General features: G+C 56.8%; 24 protein-coding genes and 1 pseudogene. 14 read left to right on the plus strand and 11 right to left on the minus strand.

Features of this window, described 5'->3' with window-relative positions; genetic code table 11:
* Nucleotides 1-23: 23 nt before the first annotated feature.
* On the minus strand, nucleotides 24-494 hold the full coding sequence (locus BR48_RS0119225; protein ID WP_027232799.1) for a VOC family protein: 471 nt from the start codon (nucleotides 492-494) through the stop codon (nucleotides 24-26).
* Nucleotides 495-806: 312 nt separating this feature from the next.
* On the opposite strand from BR48_RS0119225, the gene zwf reads away from it, so the two are divergent.
* Nucleotides 807-2,264 carry a glucose-6-phosphate dehydrogenase gene (gene zwf / locus BR48_RS0119230; protein ID WP_027232800.1) on the plus strand — a complete coding sequence of 486 codons (1,458 nt, stop codon included), beginning with the start codon at nucleotides 807-809 and terminating at the stop codon, nucleotides 2,262-2,264.
* Between the two features lie 340 nt (nucleotides 2,265-2,604).
* Here zwf and BR48_RS26345 read toward each other — a convergent pair whose 3' ends face one another.
* From BR48_RS26345 to BR48_RS0119270, 8 genes are all read right to left on the minus strand, one after another.
* Complete coding sequence (locus tag BR48_RS26345) at nucleotides 2,605-2,820, minus strand: hypothetical protein (RefSeq protein WP_155810929.1); 216 nt, start codon at nucleotides 2,818-2,820, stop codon at nucleotides 2,605-2,607.
* A gap of 191 nt (nucleotides 2,821-3,011) precedes the next feature.
* Nucleotides 3,012-3,377 carry a hypothetical protein gene (locus tag BR48_RS25575; protein WP_051615218.1) on the minus strand — a complete coding sequence of 122 codons (366 nt, stop codon included), beginning with the start codon at nucleotides 3,375-3,377 and terminating at the stop codon, nucleotides 3,012-3,014.
* A gap of 210 nt (nucleotides 3,378-3,587) precedes the next feature.
* Nucleotides 3,588-4,178, minus strand: a complete 591-nt coding sequence (locus BR48_RS0119245) for a hypothetical protein (protein ID WP_027232802.1) — start codon at nucleotides 4,176-4,178, stop codon at nucleotides 3,588-3,590.
* A gap of 114 nt (nucleotides 4,179-4,292) precedes the next feature.
* Entirely contained in the window at nucleotides 4,293-5,480 is a 1,188-nt protein-coding gene (locus BR48_RS0119250; RefSeq protein ID WP_197030372.1) for a helix-turn-helix transcriptional regulator, read from the minus strand.
* 153 nt (nucleotides 5,481-5,633) lie between these two features.
* A complete protein-coding gene (locus tag BR48_RS0119255) occupies nucleotides 5,634-5,816 on the minus strand; it encodes a hypothetical protein (protein WP_027232804.1) in 183 nt (60 codons plus the stop codon).
* A 40-nt stretch (nucleotides 5,817-5,856) separates the two neighbouring features.
* A complete protein-coding gene (locus BR48_RS0119260) occupies nucleotides 5,857-6,342 on the minus strand; it encodes a DUF3833 family protein (protein ID WP_348625697.1) in 486 nt (161 codons plus the stop codon).
* A 26-nt stretch (nucleotides 6,343-6,368) separates the two neighbouring features.
* Entirely contained in the window at nucleotides 6,369-7,754 is a 1,386-nt protein-coding gene (locus BR48_RS0119265) for an MFS transporter (RefSeq protein ID WP_051615222.1), read from the minus strand.
* Nucleotides 7,751-8,146 (minus strand): hypothetical protein, encoded by a 396-nt coding sequence (locus BR48_RS0119270; protein ID WP_051615224.1) that lies wholly within the window; start codon nucleotides 8,144-8,146, stop codon nucleotides 7,751-7,753. Before BR48_RS0119270 ends, BR48_RS0119265 begins: the two co-directional genes overlap by 4 nt.
* Nucleotides 8,147-8,611: 465 nt before the next feature.
* On the opposite strand from BR48_RS0119270, the gene BR48_RS0119275 reads away from it, so the two are divergent.
* From BR48_RS0119275 to BR48_RS0119310, 7 genes are all read left to right on the plus strand, one after another.
* The gene (locus BR48_RS0119275; RefSeq protein WP_027232808.1) at nucleotides 8,612-9,127 is read left to right on the plus strand and encodes a winged helix-turn-helix transcriptional regulator; all 516 of its coding nucleotides are present in this window, start codon (nucleotides 8,612-8,614) and stop codon (nucleotides 9,125-9,127) included.
* Nucleotides 9,128-9,295: 168 nt separating this feature from the next.
* Complete coding sequence (locus tag BR48_RS0119280; protein ID WP_027232809.1) at nucleotides 9,296-10,087, plus strand: ABC transporter substrate-binding protein; 792 nt, start codon at nucleotides 9,296-9,298, stop codon at nucleotides 10,085-10,087.
* A gap of 98 nt (nucleotides 10,088-10,185) precedes the next feature.
* Nucleotides 10,186-10,863 (plus strand): amino acid ABC transporter permease, encoded by a 678-nt coding sequence (locus tag BR48_RS0119285; RefSeq protein ID WP_027232810.1) that lies wholly within the window; start codon nucleotides 10,186-10,188, stop codon nucleotides 10,861-10,863.
* Entirely contained in the window at nucleotides 10,860-11,534 is a 675-nt protein-coding gene (locus BR48_RS0119290; protein ID WP_027232811.1) for an amino acid ABC transporter permease, read from the plus strand. The genes BR48_RS0119285 and BR48_RS0119290 overlap by 4 nt, the downstream gene beginning before the upstream one ends.
* A 28-nt stretch (nucleotides 11,535-11,562) precedes the next feature.
* The gene (locus BR48_RS0119295) at nucleotides 11,563-12,291 is read left to right on the plus strand and encodes an amino acid ABC transporter ATP-binding protein (RefSeq protein ID WP_027232812.1); all 729 of its coding nucleotides are present in this window, start codon (nucleotides 11,563-11,565) and stop codon (nucleotides 12,289-12,291) included.
* 65 nt (nucleotides 12,292-12,356) lie between these two features.
* The gene (locus tag BR48_RS0119300) at nucleotides 12,357-13,640 is read left to right on the plus strand and encodes an FAD-binding oxidoreductase (protein ID WP_027232813.1); all 1,284 of its coding nucleotides are present in this window, start codon (nucleotides 12,357-12,359) and stop codon (nucleotides 13,638-13,640) included.
* 292 nt (nucleotides 13,641-13,932) lie between these two features.
* The gene (locus BR48_RS0119310) at nucleotides 13,933-14,238 is read left to right on the plus strand and encodes a hypothetical protein (protein ID WP_027232814.1); all 306 of its coding nucleotides are present in this window, start codon (nucleotides 13,933-13,935) and stop codon (nucleotides 14,236-14,238) included.
* Between the two features lie 92 nt (nucleotides 14,239-14,330).
* Here the strand turns inward: BR48_RS0119310 and BR48_RS0119315 are convergent, their stop codons facing one another.
* The gene (locus BR48_RS0119315; RefSeq protein WP_027232815.1) at nucleotides 14,331-14,588 is read right to left on the minus strand and encodes a GlsB/YeaQ/YmgE family stress response membrane protein; all 258 of its coding nucleotides are present in this window, start codon (nucleotides 14,586-14,588) and stop codon (nucleotides 14,331-14,333) included.
* 327 nt (nucleotides 14,589-14,915) lie between these two features.
* On the opposite strand from BR48_RS0119315, the gene BR48_RS25035 reads away from it, so the two are divergent.
* The gene (locus BR48_RS25035; RefSeq protein ID WP_051615226.1) at nucleotides 14,916-15,242 is read left to right on the plus strand and encodes a DUF982 domain-containing protein; all 327 of its coding nucleotides are present in this window, start codon (nucleotides 14,916-14,918) and stop codon (nucleotides 15,240-15,242) included.
* 31 nt (nucleotides 15,243-15,273) lie between these two features.
* On the opposite strand, the gene BR48_RS0119325 is transcribed toward BR48_RS25035, so the two are convergent.
* Nucleotides 15,274-16,467 (minus strand): succinylglutamate desuccinylase/aspartoacylase family protein, encoded by a 1,194-nt coding sequence (locus BR48_RS0119325; RefSeq protein WP_027232816.1) that lies wholly within the window; start codon nucleotides 16,465-16,467, stop codon nucleotides 15,274-15,276.
* A gap of 285 nt (nucleotides 16,468-16,752) precedes the next feature.
* Here BR48_RS0119325 and BR48_RS0119330 point away from each other — a divergent pair, with 285 nt between their 5' ends.
* The 5 genes and pseudogenes from BR48_RS0119330 to BR48_RS0119350 all read left to right on the plus strand — a co-directional run.
* Nucleotides 16,753-17,922: a zinc-dependent alcohol dehydrogenase gene (locus tag BR48_RS0119330; RefSeq protein WP_027232817.1), complete on the plus strand. Its 1,170-nt coding sequence runs from the start codon at nucleotides 16,753-16,755 to the stop codon at nucleotides 17,920-17,922.
* A 333-nt stretch (nucleotides 17,923-18,255) separates the two neighbouring features.
* Nucleotides 18,256-18,576 carry a hypothetical protein gene (locus BR48_RS0119335; protein ID WP_027232818.1) on the plus strand — a complete coding sequence of 107 codons (321 nt, stop codon included), beginning with the start codon at nucleotides 18,256-18,258 and terminating at the stop codon, nucleotides 18,574-18,576.
* A gap of 658 nt (nucleotides 18,577-19,234) precedes the next feature.
* Nucleotides 19,235-20,179 carry an HAD family hydrolase gene (locus tag BR48_RS0119340; RefSeq protein WP_051615229.1) on the plus strand — a complete coding sequence of 315 codons (945 nt, stop codon included), beginning with the start codon at nucleotides 19,235-19,237 and terminating at the stop codon, nucleotides 20,177-20,179.
* 41 nt (nucleotides 20,180-20,220) lie between these two features.
* Nucleotides 20,221-21,606, plus strand: a complete 1,386-nt coding sequence (locus tag BR48_RS0119345; RefSeq protein WP_051615231.1) for a DUF3300 domain-containing protein — start codon at nucleotides 20,221-20,223, stop codon at nucleotides 21,604-21,606.
* Between the two features lie 43 nt (nucleotides 21,607-21,649).
* Nucleotides 21,650-21,894, plus strand: a pseudogene (locus BR48_RS0119350) (DUF2950 domain-containing protein); the annotation flags it as partial.

The raw sequence follows: 21,894 nt of genomic DNA on the forward strand, positions 1-21,894 counted from the left end.
ATGCCTCGGCTTTTCCTGGAGGTTCAGCCCTTTGCTGCAGCTTCCAGTCCGGCAATGTCGAATTTCTTCATCTTGAGCATGGCCTCGGTGACACGCTTGGCCTTCGCCGGGTCCGGGTCGCTCATCAATTCACCGAGGCGCTTGGGGGTGATTTGCCAGGACAACCCCCAGCGATCGCGCAACCATCCGCATTGCTCCGTCGAGCCTCCGTCCTCCAATGCTTCCCAAAGGCGGTCGATCTCACCTTGGGTCTCGCACTCGACGATGATCGAAAAACTGTGATTGAACGGATCGAGCGGTCCGGCTTCGATAGCCATGTAGCGCTGATCGCCGAGGGTAAAGCCTGCGAGTTTAACGCTCCCCGCCGGTCCGCTTGGCGTATCTGCCGGAATGGTCGAGACCCATTCGACGGAAGAGCCGCCAATCAGCGAGGTGTAGAAGCGGACTGCCGCCTCCATGTCTTTCTCGAACCAAAGATGTTGCGTAACCTTCATCGTGTAACCTCCTGTTGAATGGACTTCTGTCAGTAGGACGAAGTTGGAGCTTCCATACCGACAGGGCTCACGCAAAAAATCGAACGAAAGTTTGGTATGGCCCGACGTGGGCACGATACCGTTGTCCGCGTCAACTGTCCGGTTGATGCGAACGCCTGAGGGATGATGAAACCCGTAAATCCTTGATCGACTGGGCTATTCATGTCTCTATTCAGCCTTCGATCGGGCGAGGCATGCTGCGGGCGTCAAGTATCAGGGCAGCCAGCCAAATAGGTGCAGGACTGGGCAACAGCAGAAAGTGGAGCGGGCACTGTGCAAAAGAATTTGAGTCGGGTCGGACCCGGCTATCCGCAGGTCGTCGTCCTCTTCGGGGCAACGGGCGATCTCTCCCGGCGCAAGCTGCTGCCGGGCCTGTTCCATCTCATCAGGGCTGGCTTTATACCCGGGTGCCGCATCGTCGGTGTTTCGCTCGATGAGATCGATGCCGACGGTTTCCGCGCCATCGCACGCGAGTCGCTCAGCACGTTCCTGACCCGCAAATTCACCGAGACCGAATGGGAAGATTTCTCTTCATCGCTTGACTATGTCCCGCTTTCTGCCGGCGCGGGCTTGTTGAAGGAAGCGGTGAATAAGGCAGAGGAGGCGCTTGGGCCGGAAACGCGGCGCGTGCATTATCTTTCCGTGCCGCCAAGGGCGGCGCTCTCGGCCGTGCAACTCCTTGCTGAGGCGAAACTCGTTGAGGGTTGCCGCATCATTATGGAAAAGCCGTTCGGCACGGACCTTGTCAGTGCGATGGAACTGAACAAGAGACTGCACGAGGTTTTCGACGAAAAGCAGATTTTCCGTATCGACCACTTCCTCGGCAAGGAACCGGCGCAGAACATCCTCGCTTTCCGGTTCGCCAACGGGCTTTTCGAGCCAATCTGGAACCGCAACTTCATAAACCATGTGCAGATCGACGTTCCGGAGACGCTGGGGCTTTCCACTCGCGCGGCCTTCTACGAGACGACGGGCGCCTATCGCGACATGGTGGTGACCCACCTCTTTCAGATACTGGCCTTCATGGCGATGGAGCCGCCCACGGCCTTGGAGCCGGCGCCGATCTCAGAGGAAAAGAACAAAGTGTTCCGCTCCATGCTGCCGATCGAGCCACGCGATGTCGTGCGCGGCCAATATATCGGCTACCGCAAGGAGCCGGGAGTTGATCCGGAGAGTGACACCGATACCTTCATCGCCCTCAAATGTGCCATCGACAATTGGCGCTGGGCGGGCGTGCCCTTCTTCCTGCGCACGGGAAAACGTCTTGCGGAGGGCCAGCGCATCATCTCGATCGCCTTCCGAGAGCCTCCCAAGTCGATGTTTCCGGCCGGCTCGGGTGTTGGGGCGCAAGGACCGGACCACCTCACGTTCGACCTTGCGGATGCCTCAAAGGTCTCGTTGTCCTTCTATGGCAAGCGACCTGGCCCAGGGTTCAGGCTCGACAAGCTGTCGTTGCAGTTCGCAATGAGCGAAACCGGTCTGATCGGCGAAGTGCTCGAGGCCTACGAGCGCTTGATCCTCGACGCCATGCGTGGCGATCACACGCTGTTTACGACCGCCGAGGGTATAGAGCGGCTTTGGGAAATCTCGCAACCGCTCTTGGAAAACCCGCCGCCGGTGCGCCTCTATGATCAGGGCGGCTGGGGCCCGAAATCGATCCACCAACTCATCGCGCCTCATGCCTGGCGCCTGCCGTTCGAGCGGGCCTGGCGAGATCCGGCGAAGGAGTAGTCGGCGGACTTGTCAGCCTTTCCAGGCGAATGCATTCCGCGACAGCTTTGCGCCCACGTCCGACCTTAAGCCAGTGATGTTGGGACCCGGCAACAAATACAGCGCCTAGCCGAACCTGCCGCAGCCATCGCGTAGCGAGGTGAGGCTCCAACCCGTCTGCCTGGTGAATCGTGCGCATTGACCGTCGCGCAATTCTGGATCAACTTAAAAGTGCAGAGATACGCAGCGGCCGTGGGCGGAGGCGGCTGTGATGCTCTCCGTCGAACGGACAGGGTCACAATTGCTCTCGCCCTGCAACGGCTGAAAGCCTCATATTCAATCCGCATTGGAAAACCGCGTTTCAGACAGCCAACAGGCATAGGCGATCAGCAGTGACAACAGCTGCCGGACCATTGAGGCGTAGCTTATTCAGGAAATACTTCACGACGATTTTTGCTGCAGTTCTGCTGCCCATCATTGTCGGCGGAACGATCGAGGCCTGGCTTGGGTATCGCGACCAGCGCGCCTCCATTGATTCCAGGCTCTTGTCGGAGGCGCGCGCATCGTCGGAACGCATCAGCAGTTTCCTGAACTCAATCATTGACCAGATGGGATGGACCGTCCAGTTGCCCGTCGCCTCTGTGAGCCTTGAAGAACGGCGGTTCGACGCCCTTCGCCTGCTGCGCCAAGCGCCCGCCATCACCGAGTTCGCGCAGGCCGACCGCCAGGGCAAGGAACTCCTGCGCGTCTCCCGCATCGTGCCGGACATCATGGACAGCGGACGCGATCTGTCGCGCGAAGCCAGCTTTCAGGAGCTGATGGAAAACGGGAGCCGGTTTGGGTCGGTCCATTTCTCGCGAGGATCGGAGACTGCGGCAGCAGTTCCGGCTTGTTGTCGGCCCAGCGGTATTCGATCGCGACGGTCTCGCCCTCAACCAGGCCTTCTTCGGCCACCCCCTTGCGGAAGGCCTCCACAAGGGAAGCGAAGGGTCCGGCAGGCGAACTCCTGAAGAAGGCGATCACCGGCAGATCGGCGGCGCGGGCCGGCGGCGCGCCCTTAAATGGGAGCACAAGAAATGCTCCCGCCATCGCCCCGACCAGCGCTCGACGCCCGATCCCCGCACCCTGTTTCATGGATTTGCCCCCAGACCTGAATGGCGCTGCCCTGTGGCGGGGCATCTCGGCTCCGCTGCCCGCACGTTCGTGAATTTAAACATCCCTCCGAGCTCCTCACATCCTATCAGCAAGCAGCCGAACGGCAACGGGGGCGGCGGTACCCACAACGGGAATGATTTTCGCTTTGCGCCCGCGTATCGGTGTCGCAGCGGCTCTCATAGAGCGAGGTCAATAGGGCCAATACCGGCGGATAGCCTCAAGTTGTCGCGGAGCGATCACACTTGAGGCGTCGCAGTGCAGGCCAAGCCGGTCGATAAGCGCGCCACTCCGGCCAATGATTCCGTTCGGTATATGGCCTGTCTGGCATTCGACCGTGAAACTGCGCACGGCTTGCCCGCCTATGCCTTCTTGCGGGCGGAATACGCCGGATGGTGCACTGTTCGCCAATGTGCGACATTGAATTTCAATGTGATTGACGATCTCGAAACGGTCGACGAAGACATTCAAACGCGCAACGAATGTGTTGGCGCCCATACAGTTCACGCGGTTCGAGTGACCACCATTGCCGCCGGTTGCGCCGGGATTGCTGATCGGCATCAGTGTCGTACCGTCTGCCTTAAGTCTTTTGCAGGCCGGTGCAATTGCGTCGAGTGCACTGCCCGTTCTCATATTAAAGCCGATCAGGACATGATTTGGGGGACACAAGATCTTGAAGGGGCTGCCCCCGGAGCCGCCGACTTGCGTTGTCTGGCTTGCGCCATGGGCGACCGTTGTCAGGGCAAAGAAAATTAAGCCGACGCTGCGAGCCAAAGCGCTCATGGAATCCTCCTTTATATCTCGGACTGTTCGCTTTGATCTTGTTCTACCAGCGACACATCTTGTCCGCGTCAACCGTTCGGTTGATGCGGGCCAGATCCGTATGATCCGAGGGGATTAGCCGACGAGGGCGTTGGAGTAGCCGGCAACCAATTTCACCAGATCGGACTGCCGGGCGCTGCCAGTCTTGTGGAACAGGCGTTGGAGGTGCGTCTTCACCGTTGCCTCAGAAAGTCCAAGGACCGCTGCCACGTCCGCAACGCCGCCGACCTCGATGATCGCAAAGAGAACCCGCAATTCCGCCGGCGTCAGGCGAAACTCCTGCGCGACCGCCTCCGGCGGCGAGGGCAAATCCAGTGCAGCTTTGTGAATGAAGACGGTTGCCACGGCCTCGTAGGAGATACCCGCCCGACGCCGCGCACCGGAGGTCAGGGTTAGCACGTTGGCGACATACCGCTCACCATTGTGCGCCCTTAGCGGCACTGCGATGCCCCTCCGGCCCAACGTCGCATCGCCGCCGCCCGAAGCGTTGAAGCTATCCAGCAACGCCCGGTCAGCCGCCTGGTCGATCGCCCCAAGTCGGCCCTTGCGCGCTCTCACAACACTCGCTTCGGCCACCATGATGTGGCCGCTGACATTGGCGTGGACGACGCGGCCGGTGCCGTCGACCATGAACATCGCGGACGCAAGAGTATCGAGGCTGTCCGCAAGAGCCGCGGCCTCGACCTTCTTGAGATCGATCACTCTTCCGATCAGAAGCGCCCGACGGACATGCGGGACGATGAGGTCGAATCGTTGGCGCATCCGGTCATCGACCATACCGTCGCTCATGCGGCGGAATACGGTGAAAAGTGCGCAACCCGTCGGCGTTTTTTCGAGGTTCGTGAACAGACCATCCATGTAGCCCTGGGGCAGCAGGAATTCCTGAAAAAACCGTGTGCGGCAGAACTCTTGGCGCGGGAGGACATCAGGAACCCAGTGTGTCTCTTCGACATCGAAAAATATCACGGTTGGAAATATCGGATTAATCTTAAAGTATCTTTCAGAATAGAGTTGAATATACTGAGGATCTTGATTGGCAGCGAAGTAAAAATCAGGGTTTTTTCCAACCGCACTGTGCGAAATAAGATTGGCCGAGCACCCGCCGATGAACCCGCAGGCGAGATCAAACACTCTTGGCCACAGGTCAGGGTTTAGTGCGGCATCATAAATTTTGCCGACCAGCGTCGAGAACCCCTCAATCTCGGACATGTGAACAATCCGTGTTCTGGCCCCGTATTGATAGACCAATAGCACACGGTGCACGTGGCCGCATCCCGTTCCTGATTACGCGAGAAACTTTGTCAAGCGACGAGACGGACAGGAAAGTAAAATCTTGGGCCGGCCAATAATCGGGGCGGCAGAAGCCTCTCTTCACTTTACTGGCTAACACTGAATTATATGTATAATATGAGTTATTCAGGAAAGGCCCGCACCGTGACGATGAAAGTCACCATCGCCGAATTCATCCGCCATTTTGGCCGGTTCCACGATCAGGCGCGAAAAGAGCCAGTCATCCTGACCAAGCACGGACAACGCCTGACCGATCCCCCCGGATGAGCCGACGACGACCGCGTTATAATTTTCTCGAAGGCTATTCATTGATGTCGCCGGCAATTGGAAGACAAAGAACGCGCGGGCCTCACTTGCGAAATTCGACGTGGGTTCGCGCCACCGGAAACCCGTACTTGCTCACCCATGCATCGTTGATCAACAACCCATTGCTTTGCAACGTCATCTTGTCATGAAAACGGACGCGATTTTTACGGGTGTTGCCGTCAAGGTAGACGTCGTAGCTGAAGCGCGCCGTGTCACCGTTCACGCTTACAAAAGCACGCCCGACCACGTCTTCGCGGGTGCCGAGGTATGTCGTGGGGCTGGTCTTGACGAATTGCCAGGTCTTGCGGTCCTTCTGACCGTCTGCGTAGATGAAATCCTCTCGGAGAAGCAGACGCTTGCCGTTCCACCGGCCGGTCAGCCGAACTTTGAAGCTTTTTTTAACGCCGTTGATGGCACTGAATTGTCCCTCCGCGCGAGTATGCCCGGTAAAGTACTTCTCCAGCACAAGGTCGTTTGCCGAAGCTGCGGTGAAAAGGCTGCTGGCAATGAAGGCAATGGCAATCGTCAAACACTGGCGCAAGGTTTTCTCCTTCGCTATTCGGATACGTCTGGATACGCAAAGTGCTCGGTTTTGGATGACGAGCGCGCTTTTTGGGATCGTTCGATGTTCTGGCGCAGCTTGTGCTGAGCTGTCTCGTCAAGCGGGAAGTTCCACATGATGCCGATCGCTGCCAGTTTGAAGGCGATCGGTAGCCAGGCATAGAGCATGCTCAACACATCAAGAGCGAATGCCCCGGATTGGCCCTGAGCCTGTGCATTAAAACCGGACCACTGCAGGATCGGAAACACCAGCCCGACCGCAAGAGCCAGTGAAAACTTGGTGGCCAGACTCCAGGCCGCAAAATATATCCCCGTCCTTTGACTGCCGGAGGTGGCTGTATCGATGTCAACGACGTCCGCCTGGATCGAAGCGGGCAGGGCGAGGTCAAATCCGAGAAGCAGTCCGGTGAAGCCGCAAATTATCGCAAATGGGCCGACATCTCCCCGGTCAAGAAAGCCGCTGAAGGCAAACACCAGACATGCGACGCCCATGGCATAACACCATGCCCTATGTTTGCCGACGATCTTTGCCGCCCATGCGGCAAGCGGGACGCCCACAATCCCGCAGATAAAATACAGAAAAAGCAACGGACCGCGCATACTCGGTGCGTCCAGGCGGTCCGATACGAAATAGAGAAACAGGGTGGCGGGAATGGCGTTGGCAAGACCATTGAGCACGAACGCCAGCAGGAGGCGCAGGAATGCATAGTTGCCGATTAGCGCTTGCACGCCTTGCATCAAGGTCACGCTTCTCGTGGATCGATTGCGCGGCTCGGCCACGCACCACACCGCAATTAAGCCGGCAACCGGTAGCAACACCGCGACGAGGACCCCGACAGCCGCAAGTCCGTGGAAGGTGAGGGTGGAATCGAGCCCGACGGCGAAGGGTAACACTATCGCGAGCAAGGTGCCGGCGAGTGTCGCGCTTTCACGAAACGCGGCAACTGTCGAGCGGCCGCTGTAATCGGTTGCGAGTTCGGCGCCCCAAGCCGTATAGGGAAGGATTGTGGCGGTATGTCCAACCGACAGGACGACGCCCCAACTGAACAGATAGTACACGCCGGCGTCTGTCGGCGGCCAGAAGACCATGAGCGCGGCGGTTGCGGTGACGGGTATCGACAGGACGAACAGGCTGCGCCTTCGCCCGAAAGCCGGGGAATAGCGATCCGAAAACCACCCGATGATTGGATCGCTTGCAGCATCGAAGAGCCGTATTAGAAGCAGCACTGAACCGAGCGTCGCAAGGGATATGCCCGTAACCTCGCTGTAAAACGTGGGCACAATCATATAGAGCGGCAGCGTAAGAGCGGCGATGGGAATGGCCGGCAAGGCATAGGCGATGTACCGACCCAATCCGATGGGCCTCAATGAATTTGTCATCCGCCTATGCGGGCTGTGCCGGCCGTCCCGTCGTCCCGCAGCCACGCAATCCTATTGATGGCGATCTTGCGGACTGCAAAACAGAATTGCTTCCCGTCGTACCATGTCGGCCATTTCTGGCACAGCACATTGCCTTGGATCCACCATTTTCCCGCTTCCCGCGGCGCGAACATCCGAGCAATGGATATCCCTGAAATATTGCCGATGACTGTTCCGTTGGATTGATAAATCAGCGGAAGCTCGACACCAAACGGTGTTGAGAGATAAACCCTTTGACCGCTAATCAGCTCTCTGATGTCGGCTCCGGACAAGCTTTGAGCCTTCGTTGGATGGACTAGCGCCAAGACGATAAGCGCCGACGGGAGAACAGATCTTTTGAGACGTACAACCATTTGCAAAACCCTTCAGCAGCGACGAATTGGGTACAGGCGTTGTAGTCATCGGCATTGTCCAAAGTATTTGGGCCACGCTGATTTCGAACGCTTTAATTACGTCGCGACACGTGTGTTGGATTACCCTTAAGCAGGATTTTCTAAGTCTTTTAATTCAACAGTAATTTTAGACCTGCGTGATATTGTCGGTGTGCAACCGTGCTTTCGGTTTCGAAAATGAGTGTGTAAACATCAGCTCCCATGGAGCGAAAGGCTTTTGCAATGAATGGCCTAGCTCATAGGAATGGGCCTATCTCCGATGCCGTCAACGAATTGACTTTTATTGCGAAAGATCTGCGCGTGCTCGGGATTGGGCATTGCTACGCTATGAGCCAGTCAAATCATTGCATAAGAAAAAAATTGGTATAAGTTCGCTAATAATGGGAAAGATACCTTCAAACTTTTTTCCTTTTATGAAAGAATATCTTGAGAGAACACCTTGACCATACGGATCGCAAACTCGTGCAATTGCTGTCGCAAGATGCGCAGGTCGGCGTGAACCGTCTTGCCGAGGGCATGGCGATCTCAGTGCCAACCGTGCGCTCGCGCCTTCGCAACCTTCTGAGCCAAAACCTTATCAAAATTGTTGGACTGCTGAATCTGTCTGAGCGACCCGAATTAATTTCTGCGATCGTCGGTATCAATGCCAAAGGACATGGCCGTGCACGCGAGATTGCGCTTCGTATTGCAGAGCTCCCGTTCGTTAACTCAGCATGCGTTGTAACCGGCCGTTTCGACATAATCGTTGATGTTGTCGTGGCTGGAGATGTCGCTGACCTCTATCGCGTCACGAGCGAACTGATCCCGGGAGTTGGTGAACCGGGCGAGATCACGCGTACGGAAACATTCGTTGTCATGGCAGCGTGTAACAAATGGGTCAGTCTGCCCAAGGGGTGTTGGTCAAGTGGTCCCGAGGTGCCTGTGCGCGCGGTGGCGACTTGATCGCTTTTATTTATTTCAAAGGAGGTACCTCGAGGAGCGAGGTCTTGGCGAAGGTAATCCAGACACTTCGATGCGGCAGCTAAGTCTGCGACGTTTCTGGGAGACTGCGGCGTCGGGAGCAAGAGCCCAATAGGGCGGGAACATTTAACATCACAGGGAGGAATATTAATGAAGATCGCCAAACTATTTGTCGCAAGCCTGGCACTGCTGACCACTGCAAGCCTCGCGAACGCCGGCTCTCTCGACGACATAACCAAGCGCGGAGAACTCCGGGTCGCAGTTCAGACCCAGGGCCCTCCTTTTTCCATGGTCGACCAGGCGGGGAAACGCACGGGCAGCTCTGTCGAGCTTGCCGAACTGATGGCGAAGGAAATGGGGGTAAAAATCACGTTCCAAGATTATGATTGGGACGGTCTGATCCCAGCGTTGCTTTCCGGCAAGGCCGATCTGCTTGTTGCAGACATGACCCCAACACTGGCGCGGGCGATGAAGGTGGCCTTCACCAAGCCTTTCATGTACACGGGAAGCGCTGTCTTTGCCAAAACTGACAGCAAGTTCGGCACCATGGATGCATGTAAAGCCAAGGGCACGAAAATCGCCGTGCTTCTCGGAGCGACCGGCGAAAAAGTGGCAAAGGAGACTTTCCCTGATGCCGAAATCAAGAGTTATAAGGGCGGTGGCCCGCTCCTGCTCGATGCTGTCGTTAATGGCCAGGCTGATTGCGGCGTAAACGATGTCTCGGCGGTCAAGGGTCAACAGGCCGCCTATCCTGCAGGAAGCATCACCATCATGCCGGAAGTCCTGTCGAAAGAGCCGCTGGCTTTCGCGACACGCTATGACGAGCAGGACCTTCTCGTTTGGATGAATCTCTTCCTCGACCAAGTGGCACTCGATGGCCGTCTGCAGAAGAACCTGGATTACTGGGTAAATTCGGAAGATTGGAAGAAAGACCATCAATAGCAGGGCGCGGACGGCGTTGCGTGGAGCGGGTTCGCCTCACGCGCGCCGTCTGGCCGCTTTTTTAGCGCCTGTCCCGCCGCCTGAGGAATCTTCCCGGCATGCTAGAAAATTTCAGCTTCCGCACCATCGTCGAATATCTGCCCCTGTTCGGGCAGGGATTTGCTGCAACGCTGTGGCTGTCGATTGTTTCGTTCGGCGGCGCCCTCGCTATCGGCATCACCCTTTGTGCGATGAACTTGCAGCGTTCGCAGCTTTTGCAACTTCCGGCAAAAATCTATATCGACGCGATCCGTGCGACACCGCTGCTGGCACAGCTTTATTTTCTTTATTTCGGCCTGCCACGGCTTGGTTTCGTGTTGCCGGAGCTTTTCGTCGGCATCCTCGCATTGGCTTTAAACAGCGGTGCCTACATTGCCGAGATCATCCGCGCTGGCATCCTGTCGATTTCGCGTGGACAGGTGGAGGCAGGCATTGCGTCCGGTATGACCTATTCCCAGCGCATGCGCTTGGTGATCCTGCCACAGGCCTTCCGGGTAACCATTCCGCCGCTGCTCGGACAAGCCATCGTTTTAGTGAAAGACTCGGCGTTGCTGTCCTTGATTTCTGTAGCCGAACTGACGAGGGCAGGCCAGTTGCTGGCGTCCGACAGGTTCATGCCCGCAGAGGGCTTCATCACGACAGCTGCGTGCTATCTCGTCCTTTATTACGGATTGAAATCCGTGGCAGCATTCTCGGCGCGCTGGCTAGGCGCGCGACCGACCGGGAGTCGCACATGATCTGGTTCCAGCTCCAGAGCCTGATGGGCAGCTATCCGTTGGCGTTGCGGGGGCTCGGTATGACGATTGCCCTTTCTTTGATAAGTCTGCTGCTCGGTACCATCCTTGGCTTTGCGCTCGGTGTCCTGCGCACGAGCGGCAGCCGCTTGTTGGATTCTGCTATCGGATTGTGGGTCGACCTGATCCGGGGAACCCCATTCCTCGTGCAAATCTTCCTGATCTTCTTCATCCTGCCGGAACTTGGTGTTGAGCTCGATGCCTTCACTGCCGGCATTATAGCCCTGACTAACCTCGCGGCTTGCTTCATTTGCGAGATAGTTGCCGCAGGTATCCGTTCGGTGCCGACCGGACAAGTTGAGGCTGCGCTCGCGTCGGGCCTGTCGCAGTGGCAGCGAATGCGACAGGTGGTACTGCCGCAAGCGATGCGTGTTTCCCTGCCGCCGCTTGTTGGCCAATATGTGCTTCTCATCAAGGATTCGTCTGTTGTTTCCGCTATCGGCCTGACGGATCTTACCCGGGTCGGCTGGCTTGTGGTTCAGCGAGTACCCAATGGATTGCTCGTGTTCGCAATTGTCGGCATCGGTTATTTTGTCGTGTGCTATCCGCTCATCATGCTCGCCCGCCGTCTGGAGAGACGCATGGGCGCCGCCCATGGCGAGGTGCAATTGTGACGTGTTCTATCAACGAAAGCAGCAAGTTATGATCGAGTTTCACGGCGTGAACAAATGGTTCGGCGCGCTTCATGTTCTCAAGAATATCACGCTCAGTGTTGAGCAGCGCGAAGTCGTGGTCGTGTGCGGCCCAAGCGGTTCGGGCAAGAGCACGCTGATCCGCTGCATTAATGGACTCGAGACGATCAAGGACGGCGACCTTATCGTCGATGGACAGCGTATCGGCGACCGCACCACTAACATGATCGAACTGCGTACCGAAATTGGCTTCGTTTTCCAGGCTTTCAATCTTTATCCACATAAGACGGCGCTCGAAAACGTAACGCTCGCTCCGATCCATGTGCGAAAAATCGCTCGCAGTGAGGCCGAGGCTTCGGGCCGCGAGATGCTGGCGAAAGTCGGGCTCGGCGATAAGTTTAACGCCTATCCGTCCGAGCTTTCCGGCGGCCAGCAGCAACGTGTCGCTATCGCGCGCTGCCTTTGTATGCGCCCGAAAATCATGCTCTTCGATGAGCCTACATCGGCTCTCGATCCAGAGATGATCAGTGAGGTCCTGGACGTGATGGTGGGTGTCGCCGAAGAGGGCATGACCATGATGGTGGTGACCCATGAGATGGGTTTTGCCCGTAAAGTTGCGCATCGGGTCGTATTCATGGATGAGGGCGCCATCGTAGAAACTGGTACACCGGAAGAGTTTTTCTCAGATCCGAAGACGGATCGCAGTCGCACCTTCCTGAGTAAGATTCTACGTCATTGATTGTCGACCCCTCTAACAGGGAGACTCAAAGCCGTGTGTTACTTTGTGACCTGGAAGCCAGAGCAATGAGTTATATCGATACTTTCTACCGGCGAACGATAGATGACAACTACACCTATCCGGCATTGTCTGGCGTTGCGGAATGCGAGACCTGCGTTATCGGAGCCGGCCTCGCCGGTGTAACGACGGCTCTGCAGTTGCTAAACGCCGGGCAGACAGTGGTTCTGCTGGAAGCCGAACGCATCGGCTGGGGTGCTTCAGGACGCAATGGCGGTTTTGTAAGTCCGGGTTATGCCAATGACGGTGATGCGATCGAGCGTGTCGTGGGCCCTGACCACGCTCGCAAACTCCACGCCCTGTCTATCGAAGGCATGAAGTTCGTGCGCGATACAATTGATGAACTTGAGATTGCCAGCGCAGCTCCCACGCACGGAATAATGAGAGTGGTGCGCTATGAAAACAGCCAAGCTCTTCTCGCGCATGCCGGCTATCTCCAGCGCGAATTTGATTATTCAGTCGAGTATATGAGTCGGGACCAAGTACAGGAGGTGCTTCACTCGAAACGCTATTTCCAAGCACTGCGTGATTCGCACGCGTTTCACATGCATCCGCTGAATTACCTTCGTTCTTTGGCGCGGGAAATCCAGCGGCTTGGCGGAAGAATATTTGAAGGCAGCCCGGCCTTATCCTGCGATTTAAGTCGATCCGAGAAGATCGTGCGGACAAATCGAGGCGAGATAAGAACGCGACGTGTCATCGTTGCAAGCGGAGGGTACACAACAGGATTGTTTCCGAAAATAAAACGCAGCTTTCTGCCTATTGCCACCTATGTCATGCTGACCGAAGAAGCGCCGGACCTCATCCGCCAGGCTGTCACCACGACCGACGCAGTTGGTGACAATCGGCGAGCCGGCGATTACTATCGCATCGTCGACGGCGGCAAGCGTCTGCTCTGGGGCGGGCGCATCACAACTAGAGCCGCGTCGCCTCGGGCGCTCGCCCTTGAACTAAGACGGGAAATGGTGAGCACTTACCCACAGCTTGCTGATTTGAAGATTGAGACTTCCTGGTCTGGGCTAATGTCATATGCGCGACACTTCATGCCCCAAATCGGCCAACTATACCCGGACGTGTGGTTCTGCACGGCATTTGGAGGTCATGGACTGAACACCACTGCGATTGCCGGCAAAGTAATCGCTGAGGCCATTCTGGGCCAGTCGGATCGCTATCAGTTGTTTAAACCGTTCGGCCTCGTGTGGGCCGGAGGTCTGGGGGGCTTGTCCGTAGCACAAATTACTTACTGGAAACTCCAAGCACAGGATTGGTGGCGGGAGCGATCGTCAGCATGACCCCCCTGTGCTCAGCGCGCCACTTTGTGCGGAAATGACAGTTTACACTCCGCGGGGCTGCTATAAGACATTATTGTACAGTCGCTCCTTGGACATTCCAATTTCAGACGGTTGACGCATACGCCCGATACAGGGTTGCCTCACCAGCGCGGGCAAAGCGGCTGGAAGATTGACACTGAACCAACGTCCATCCGCGTGCCGGCGATTTCGTCGACGAGACCGGCAAAATCCACCGTGGCTTCGCGGACTCCGCTGGCCACCGCATTTCCGCCATCAAGGAACAGACCGTGCCTTGTGGGACAGCCACGCAGACTGGCTTTCGGACACCTGGGATCAAGTAAGAGACACGACCGCCGGAATTTCAGGCAGGACAAACGAACATGCGCCAGCTATCGGCGCGGCACTCCCCCATACAGAGGTGGAAGACAAAGTAGTCGGCGACGCTGCCGAGCGCGTCAAGGAAAGCGTTTCGGAAAAGGCAGATGAGTTATTGGAAAATGGTAAGGAAGTAGCAACGGACGCCTACGACCAAGCGATCGGAGTAGCCGACGCGGTCTACGACGTCGCGTCGGAACGGTTGAATATTGATAAAGATTAAGCTCCGCTGCCGAGCGTCGGATTTACTAACAATGATCCTTCTCGAGGGAAGTTATGGGTATCCGGAGGGTTATAAAATCTGCGGATATTTATTTATGTGTTCCTTCGAAACATCCTGGCAACCGCAATCAAAATACACGCGCCGATGAAGCCAGCGACCAAGTATCCCAACCAACCGCCCAGCACCACCCCAAACACCGAAAGGATTGCGTTGGCGATTAGGGCCCCGACAATGCCGAGGACAACGTTCATAACCAAGCCCATTTGGCTTTTCATGAACATCTCCGCCAGCCAGCCGGCCAGTCCACCGATTATGATTGCTGCAATCCAGCCAATTCCCGCACTTTCCATAATTTTTCCAAACTTTCGCTAACAGTTCCGAACAACAACACCGGGGGAGCTCGCGTGGTTCCCAGTAAACAGAGATTGTTCACAGTCGGCTCGGGTGTCCCATTAGCCTGGCGCTCGAACTTCCGACGCTAGGCGTAGCGAAGGATTCAGGTTGTTCGCGCTCAGGGAGCCGCTTGTCGGAACTCAAATGGTAGACGCTTGCCGGTAACGAGTTGACCAGTTGCCGCAAGTTCTGACTGCACGCTCGTAAACGCGTGGCCTGCTATAACCACAATAAATAAATTGATTGATTCGGAATCCCCAAACACCGGCCCTATATTCCCGGCCATGGATTACGAGGATTACAGGGCATTCCAGCGAGTGCAGGTGTTCGGAAGGCAGCCGGGTCAGCTTGTTAGCGTGTCGTCTGCCTTTGACGCTGCAAGGTTCGTGCTCGAGCAGTGGCCGGATGAGACCGGCCCGAAGCATCTCATGGCACGGGAGATATTGCTCAAGTGCCTTGAAGGCAGTTGTTCTGCCGCCGTGGCACGTGTTGCCTTTATAGAAGCCGCGAGGGAAGCCGGCATTTATATGGAAGCCGAACCCTTGCGGACGGCCTATACCGGCAAGTCAGATATAAAGTGGGGAAAGCGGAAGGCGGCACGTCGTGGTTGACTATGCGCAAGGTAACTTGCGATCCGCTCGATTACTCGGGATAGGACTCAGCGCCCTCGGGCACCGACTTATTGAAAAGAATGAATACCAAGGGGTTTCCGGGCTCCGACATTGCATCGCTGCGCTGGCCTGTTACCTCCCCGGCAACGCTGCTCGTATACTCCGCAACAACCTCGCCGAAGCTATTGCGCTGGATGGCAACTTTTTGTCCGGCTTCAACTTTGTCGTTAAGTTTGACCAAATGCTCGACCAGCCCGCCTGCGGTCGCCAGGACCGGGAAGGCGCTGTTACCGACAAAGACAGTCACGTGCTTGCCTGTACGCCCCATTGACCCGGCGATGATGCCATGATGCTTGAGGACGTTCATCGTGCCTTCGACGAAGAGGGAGCTCATCTCCCTATCGAGGACGCGTGCAGCACCAATTTCCGGGGTGAACGACGGAATGCCCACGTCCATGAACGCGTTGTGCAGAACGCCGGGATAAACGTGATTGTCGAAAATCTGACCGACGGGATAGAGCTCTACCATCGCCTTGACCTCGGGTACATCCATACCGCCGAGGTTAAATGCAGTGACTTCGAATCCAGTTGTCCCGGTGTGGAAATCGATCGCGAAGTCGGCATTCGGCCGCAACAGCCGGTTGAATAAAAGCCCGGCGTGCCGGCTGGGTGCGGTAGCACCGTTCTCGTTCCCGGGCCACTCGCGATTCATATCGATCAGATCGATGCCTCTGCCATGATTAGGCCATCTCCGCTGCATGCTTTCCAGGGCGGGACGGGAGATATCCGTGACCGCCATCACAGTACCGGACATTTCCGCGGGATTGAGCTGGTTCATCACTGTCTGGACCGTATGCACAGAACTCATCTCATCCCCGTGCACGCCACTTGTCAGGATGCCGCGCTTCCCGGGTTTTGCTCCCTTAGCCACCGTCACAGACACATACCAATGCTGTCCAGTCGGCATCTCAACACCCTGAAAATACAAAAGGTGCTTCTTGCCTGGCTCCAGGTCATTGACGTCGAGCCTACTGATGACCTTTTTGCCTTCGATGACATCGCCAGTGTAGACGGTTCCGGAGGCCGGATTGGCAGGGGGTGTGGCTTGGGCTTGAGCATTCGCAGTGCCAGCGTTTCCGGCGAGCGCCGCCGACGCGCCGACTGTGGCAATGGATGCGATCATGAAATCGCGGCGATCGAGGCGGCCTTTGGGTTTGTCCGACATGCGAGGATCGTCCTTTGTCATCTGAGAAACTGCGCAAGAATAACTACGTACAGGTGATAACAAGAATCCTCCGCAACCTAACCCACAACCTGCCACTCGCAAAGTTGCATTGTTTGTGTGGAGCTGTGCGGGAGGGTCCCAAGCAAGTGGTGGGGCAGGCATAGAAAGTAAGAACAGCCAACCAAATTGACTGGTGCGGGCCGCTTTGCGAGTGCCGGTAAATTAATTCACAAGGGGGAACGACTTCTGTTTGAGAAGGTTAGCTCTTAAATAGGAGCTACCGACATGCGTGCACTTTGCTGGCATGGAAAGGGCGATGTCCGAATTGACACTGTTCCCGATCCCAAGATTGAACATCCACGTGATGCGATCGTCAAGATAACCTGTTGTGCGATATGCGGGTCCGATCTGCATCTGCTGGACGGCTACCAGCCCACAATGGAAAAAGGCGATATTCTCGGCCACGAGAACATGGGTGAGGTGATTGAACTTGGTTCTGACGTCACCAATCTGAAAATTGGTGATCGCGTTGTTGTACCTTTTACAATCAGCTGCGGCGAATGCTGGTTTTGCAAGCAAGGAATGTTCTCGTGTTGCGATCGCACCAATCCCAACGCTGAGTTGGCTGTCAAAGCCATGGGTCACTCGCCCGCAGGCCTGTTCGGGTTCAGTCACATGCTTGGTGGGTATAGTGGCGGCCAGGCGGAATATCTGCGGGTTCCGATGGCGGATATCGGGCCTATCAAGATTCCCGACAGCGTGACGGACGAACAGGCCCTGTTTTTGTCCGATATTTTTCCGACCGGATACATGGCCGCTGAAAATGCGCAGATCGAGCCGGGTGATACGGTTGCGATCTGGGGATGCGGACCGGTTGGTCAGTTCGCCATCCGCTCCGCGCTCATGATGGGCGCTGGGCGGGTCATTGCGATCGACGAAGTTCCGGAAAGGCTTGCGATGGCCGAAGAGGGTGGAGCCGAGACGATCGATTTTTCCAAAACGGATGTCTACGACGAGTTGATGGCAAGGACCGAAAAGCGCGGACCTGATAGCTGTATTGATGCTGTCGGCTGCGAGGCCTCCGGCCATGGTGCGACGGACGCGATAATCGACAAGGTCAAGGCCGCGACGTACCTTGCTACTGATCGGGTCCACGTCCTTCGAGAAGCCATCATGAGCTGCCGCAAGGGCGGAACCCTCTCGATACCGGGTGTGTACGTCGGTATGGGCGACAAGATTCCACTTGGTGCCGCGATGAACAAAGGGTTGACCTTCAAGATGGGGCAGACACACGTTCAGAAATATACGAAACCATTGCTGGAGAAGATCGAGGCTGGCGAAATAGATCCGAGCTTTGTCGTCACACATCCCTCCGCACTTGAAGACGCGCCTGAAATGTACAAGAAATTCCGCGACAAAGAGGATGGCGTAATCAAAGTAGTGCTGCGTCCATAATTACAGTGCCGCACATAATAAAGACCTAGACCGGCCCGCATGTTTCTTGACTAAACAAACTGCAAGCCCGCCACTTCCGTCGGTTCCACCCAATGCGTTTTTACTTTGACGGATTGGCGGAACAGTGGGACCGCAGGGACCGGCCCTTGGCTTTTATCGAAAGACCACGCCCGCCCGCCGGCCACAAGGCCACCGGAGCCACTGCCAGAGAGCGATCGAGTAGGTTGCTTGACCTTTTTTGGTGCGGCCGTGGTGAATATCTGCGCGGCTCGTCCTCCGGAGAAGACATCATTCTCTGTTTCATCTACTCTCGATCCAGTTTGGAGAACTACCATGTTGGGTCATCTATCGATCGCGGCAATCAGCGCCTTGATGCTTGTAAGCAATGAGCCATCCACGCCTGGAGCGTCGGTGGGCGTGGGCAACCCCTATCCGGTCAGCAACTACAAGTGCGAGGACGGCACGCATCTGGCAGTACGTCTCCTTGGCGATCGGGCTTCGGTATCCGTCAACGGCGCGACAGCGGTCGAGCTGCCCTCCATGGGGCCAGACGGAACGACTTTTTCGAATGGCCGACAGACGCTGAGTATCGTGCAGGGGAAGCTATCGTGGGGCGTCGGCCGGGCCGTTCCATCCGAATGCAATGGGGGTTGAGCGCTTCGCCGCCAGGGTTTGATCGGTCTTCCTCAAGCCGTCGCAATTAGAGGCAATACAGCCGGCAGCCTCTTCCCATCATGCTTCATCGGGATTTCGATCTTCACCGGTGAAGACGACCGAGGTAAAACGCCCGTGCGGAGGGGCGCTTTCGGTCGCGGGTCGATCGCCGCGCGCAGCAAGAAAGAAAATTCTCACATTCGCTCCTAGCTCAACATTGGCGCTGCGCTGCACCGGCCGGCCTCGAAGCAAGTGCCGCGACGGAAGTCACGCTTGGGCGAAGGTTACAGCCCAGACTTCTCCATGAGAAATTCATTCAATGCGTTTGATATGGTGGTGCGGCGTTGGGCCGCGTAAACCTTCAGGAATTTATGGTTTTCCTCATCGAGATACAATTGAACGCGAACGAGGTCCTTGACCGGCTTTCAATTTGGTTCCCGCGCCGGAACCACATTGGTTCTGGGCGGCGACGATGCCGGCGGCTCACTTGTTTACACCGCATTCGCCCTTCGCCCTGACCGAGCGGGCGAGCAAGACGTTCCGGCAGCCGCCCCGATGGGCGTCCGGAACGAGCAAAGGCAGAAGGCAAGTCGAGAATGGCGCGGCAAGAGACCAAAGCCCGGGCAATGCATGTTCGCTCTTGGCTTCCACTTTAGCAATGCCTTTCACCGCTCTTGCACAGGGGGCAAAGGCGCCGCTTTCCTCGTGGTCCGACGGTGATGCCAAGGCAAGGATCATCGATTTCGTGAAGGCCGTTACCACCGAAGGGAATGCCGACTTCGTCGACCTCGACAACCGAATTGCCGTCTTTGACAATGACGGCACGCTCTGGGGCGAGCAGCCGATGTATGCCCAGCTCGCATTTGTCCTCGACCGCGTGAAAGCCCTCGCGCCGGAGCATCCGGAATGGCAGACCACCGAACCGTTCAAATCTGTCCTTTCAGGAGATTTGAACGGTGTCGCGGCGTCGGGCGAGCGCGGACTTGTCGAACTTGTGGCGGCAACCCACGCCGGCATGACGAGTGAGGAGTTCAGCAAGATTGTTGCTGACTGGATCGCCAAGGCACGTCATCCCAAACTCGACAAACCGTACACGTCGCTCATCTTCCAGCCTATGCTCGAGGTCATCGACTATCTCAAACAGAACGGCTTCAAGGTGTTCATCGTATCCGGCGGTGGCATTGAATTCATGCGTCCATGGACTGACAAAGTCTATGGGATACCAGCCGAGAATGTCATAGGATCGAGTATCAAGACCAAGTACGAAGTTCGTGACGGGAAGCCTGTAATCATTCGCCTGCCGGAGATCGATTTCATCGACGATAAGGCCGGCAAGCCGGTTGGCATTAACAGATTCATCGGGCGGCAGCCGATTGCAGCTTTCGGCAATTCCGACGGTGACTTCGAAATGCTGGAATGGACGACATCCGGTTCCGGCCGGCGACTGGGCCTTCTTGTTCACCACGATGACGGAGAACGAGAATACGCCTATGATCGCAAGTCACACTTTGGCCGCCTCGACCGTGGTCTGGACGAGGGTCCAAAGCGGGGATGGACCATCGTCAGCATGAAGACCGATTGGAAAAGCATCTATCCCGAATAGGTTGGACTTGTGCCGCCAACCAGAATGTGAGGAGAACCATGATGCCATTTCACAGGAATGCGATTGCTCTTATCGCAACGGCGGCCTTGATGCTGTCGGCGGCACCATGGTGCAGCGCCTTGGCTCAAACCCAACCTGCGCCGGCAACGGCGACCGCCGGGGTTGAAGAGCCATCCTTGCTGACGGAGGACGAACTGGAAACGCTTGTTGCGCGCATCGCCCTTTATCCCGATGACCTTGTCGCGCTGGTGCTCTCCGCAACAGTCAATCCATTGCAGATTGTGCAAGCCGCGCGGTTCATGGACCAGGTCAAAGGTAAGCCCGAGCTCAAGCCCGATTCCAGTTGGGATGGCAGTATCGTTTCCCTGCTCAATTATCCGACCGTTCTGACCATGATGAACGACGATCTCGCGTGGACCGAGCAGCTTGGCGAAGCCGTCGCCAACCAGCAGAAGGATGTCCTCGTCGCAATCCAGCAGTTGCGTGACAAGGCGGTAGCGGACGGCACGATCAAATCGGACAGCAAGGTGATCGTCGAAACCAAGAACGACAACGTCATCATCCGGCCGGCGCAAAAGGAAGTAACCTACGTTCCGACCTACGACCCGGTCATTTTGACCAACCCAACCTATGTCGCGACCGCACCGATCGTCTACGGCGACCCGTATCCTTCCTATTATTATCCTTACGCTCCCTATTGGAGCGGCTTTGTCACCGGTGCGGTCTTTGGCGCAGCGGTGGATTGGGACAACTGGCATTCCTGGGGCGGCGATGACATCGATATCGACATCGACAACATCAACCGCAACGACTTCAACTTCGACAGGAACAACATCAACAACCTCAACTTCGACAGGAACAAGTTCAATTTCGATCGCGATTCCGTCGCCAATAACATTCGCGAGAATCGGGGCAACCGCCTTGATGTGAAGAACAATCTGCAGAACCGCGAACGGACGGGTAACCTGGCCGGTGCGAAATCCAAGATCCAGGCCAGCGATATCCGGCGCGATGTGCAACAAGGCCTTAAGCAGAAAGGCGGCGGCAACATCGCCAACAAGGTTCAGGGGCAGGTTGCAAACCGCGATATCGGGCAAAGAGCAGGAGCCAATCGCCCAAACAAGGGTCAGGTCGCCAATCGGGACCGACCCCGCAATGCGGGACAGCTCAAGAACGCCAACCGTCCGACCAACAGGGCGGCCGGGCGCATTGACAACCGTCCGAGGCAGCCAAGCGCGCTGGGCAACTACGGTGCCGGCCGCGACACCCGTATTGCGTCGCAGCGTGGCAATGTCAGCCGCAATGTCGGCGGCGGAGCGAGGGTCGGGCACGGTGGTGGTGGACCGCGCATTTCCCATGGTGGTGGAGGCCGACGGCAGGGCGGCGGCGGCCGAGGTGGCGGTGGTCGAGGCGGCGGGCGCCGTTAGCTCGAACGCTGCCAACCGAGTTCCGTTTTGAAGGGATTTCAAAATGTATCGCACAACTTTAAAAATGTTCGTCCTCGCCGCAGTGCTTGCAGCGCTGCCCGTGACCACGTCGTCCGCGGCAGAGCAGTCGCTCCAGCGCTTTGTCGGCCCGGAGGCTGAAACATTCAACGATCCGGGCGAGGCGCTCGATGCGCTGAAGAAGGGGCTGGAAGCCAAGGATGTCGACGCTCTGGCGAAGTTGCTCGGACTGAATGCCGAACAGGCCAGGAAATCGGAAGATTTGGGCGA

This window comes from Phyllobacterium sp. UNC302MFCol5.2 (assembly GCF_000686005.1).
Classification (GTDB): Bacteria; Pseudomonadota; Alphaproteobacteria; order Rhizobiales; family Rhizobiaceae; genus Phyllobacterium; species Phyllobacterium pellucidum.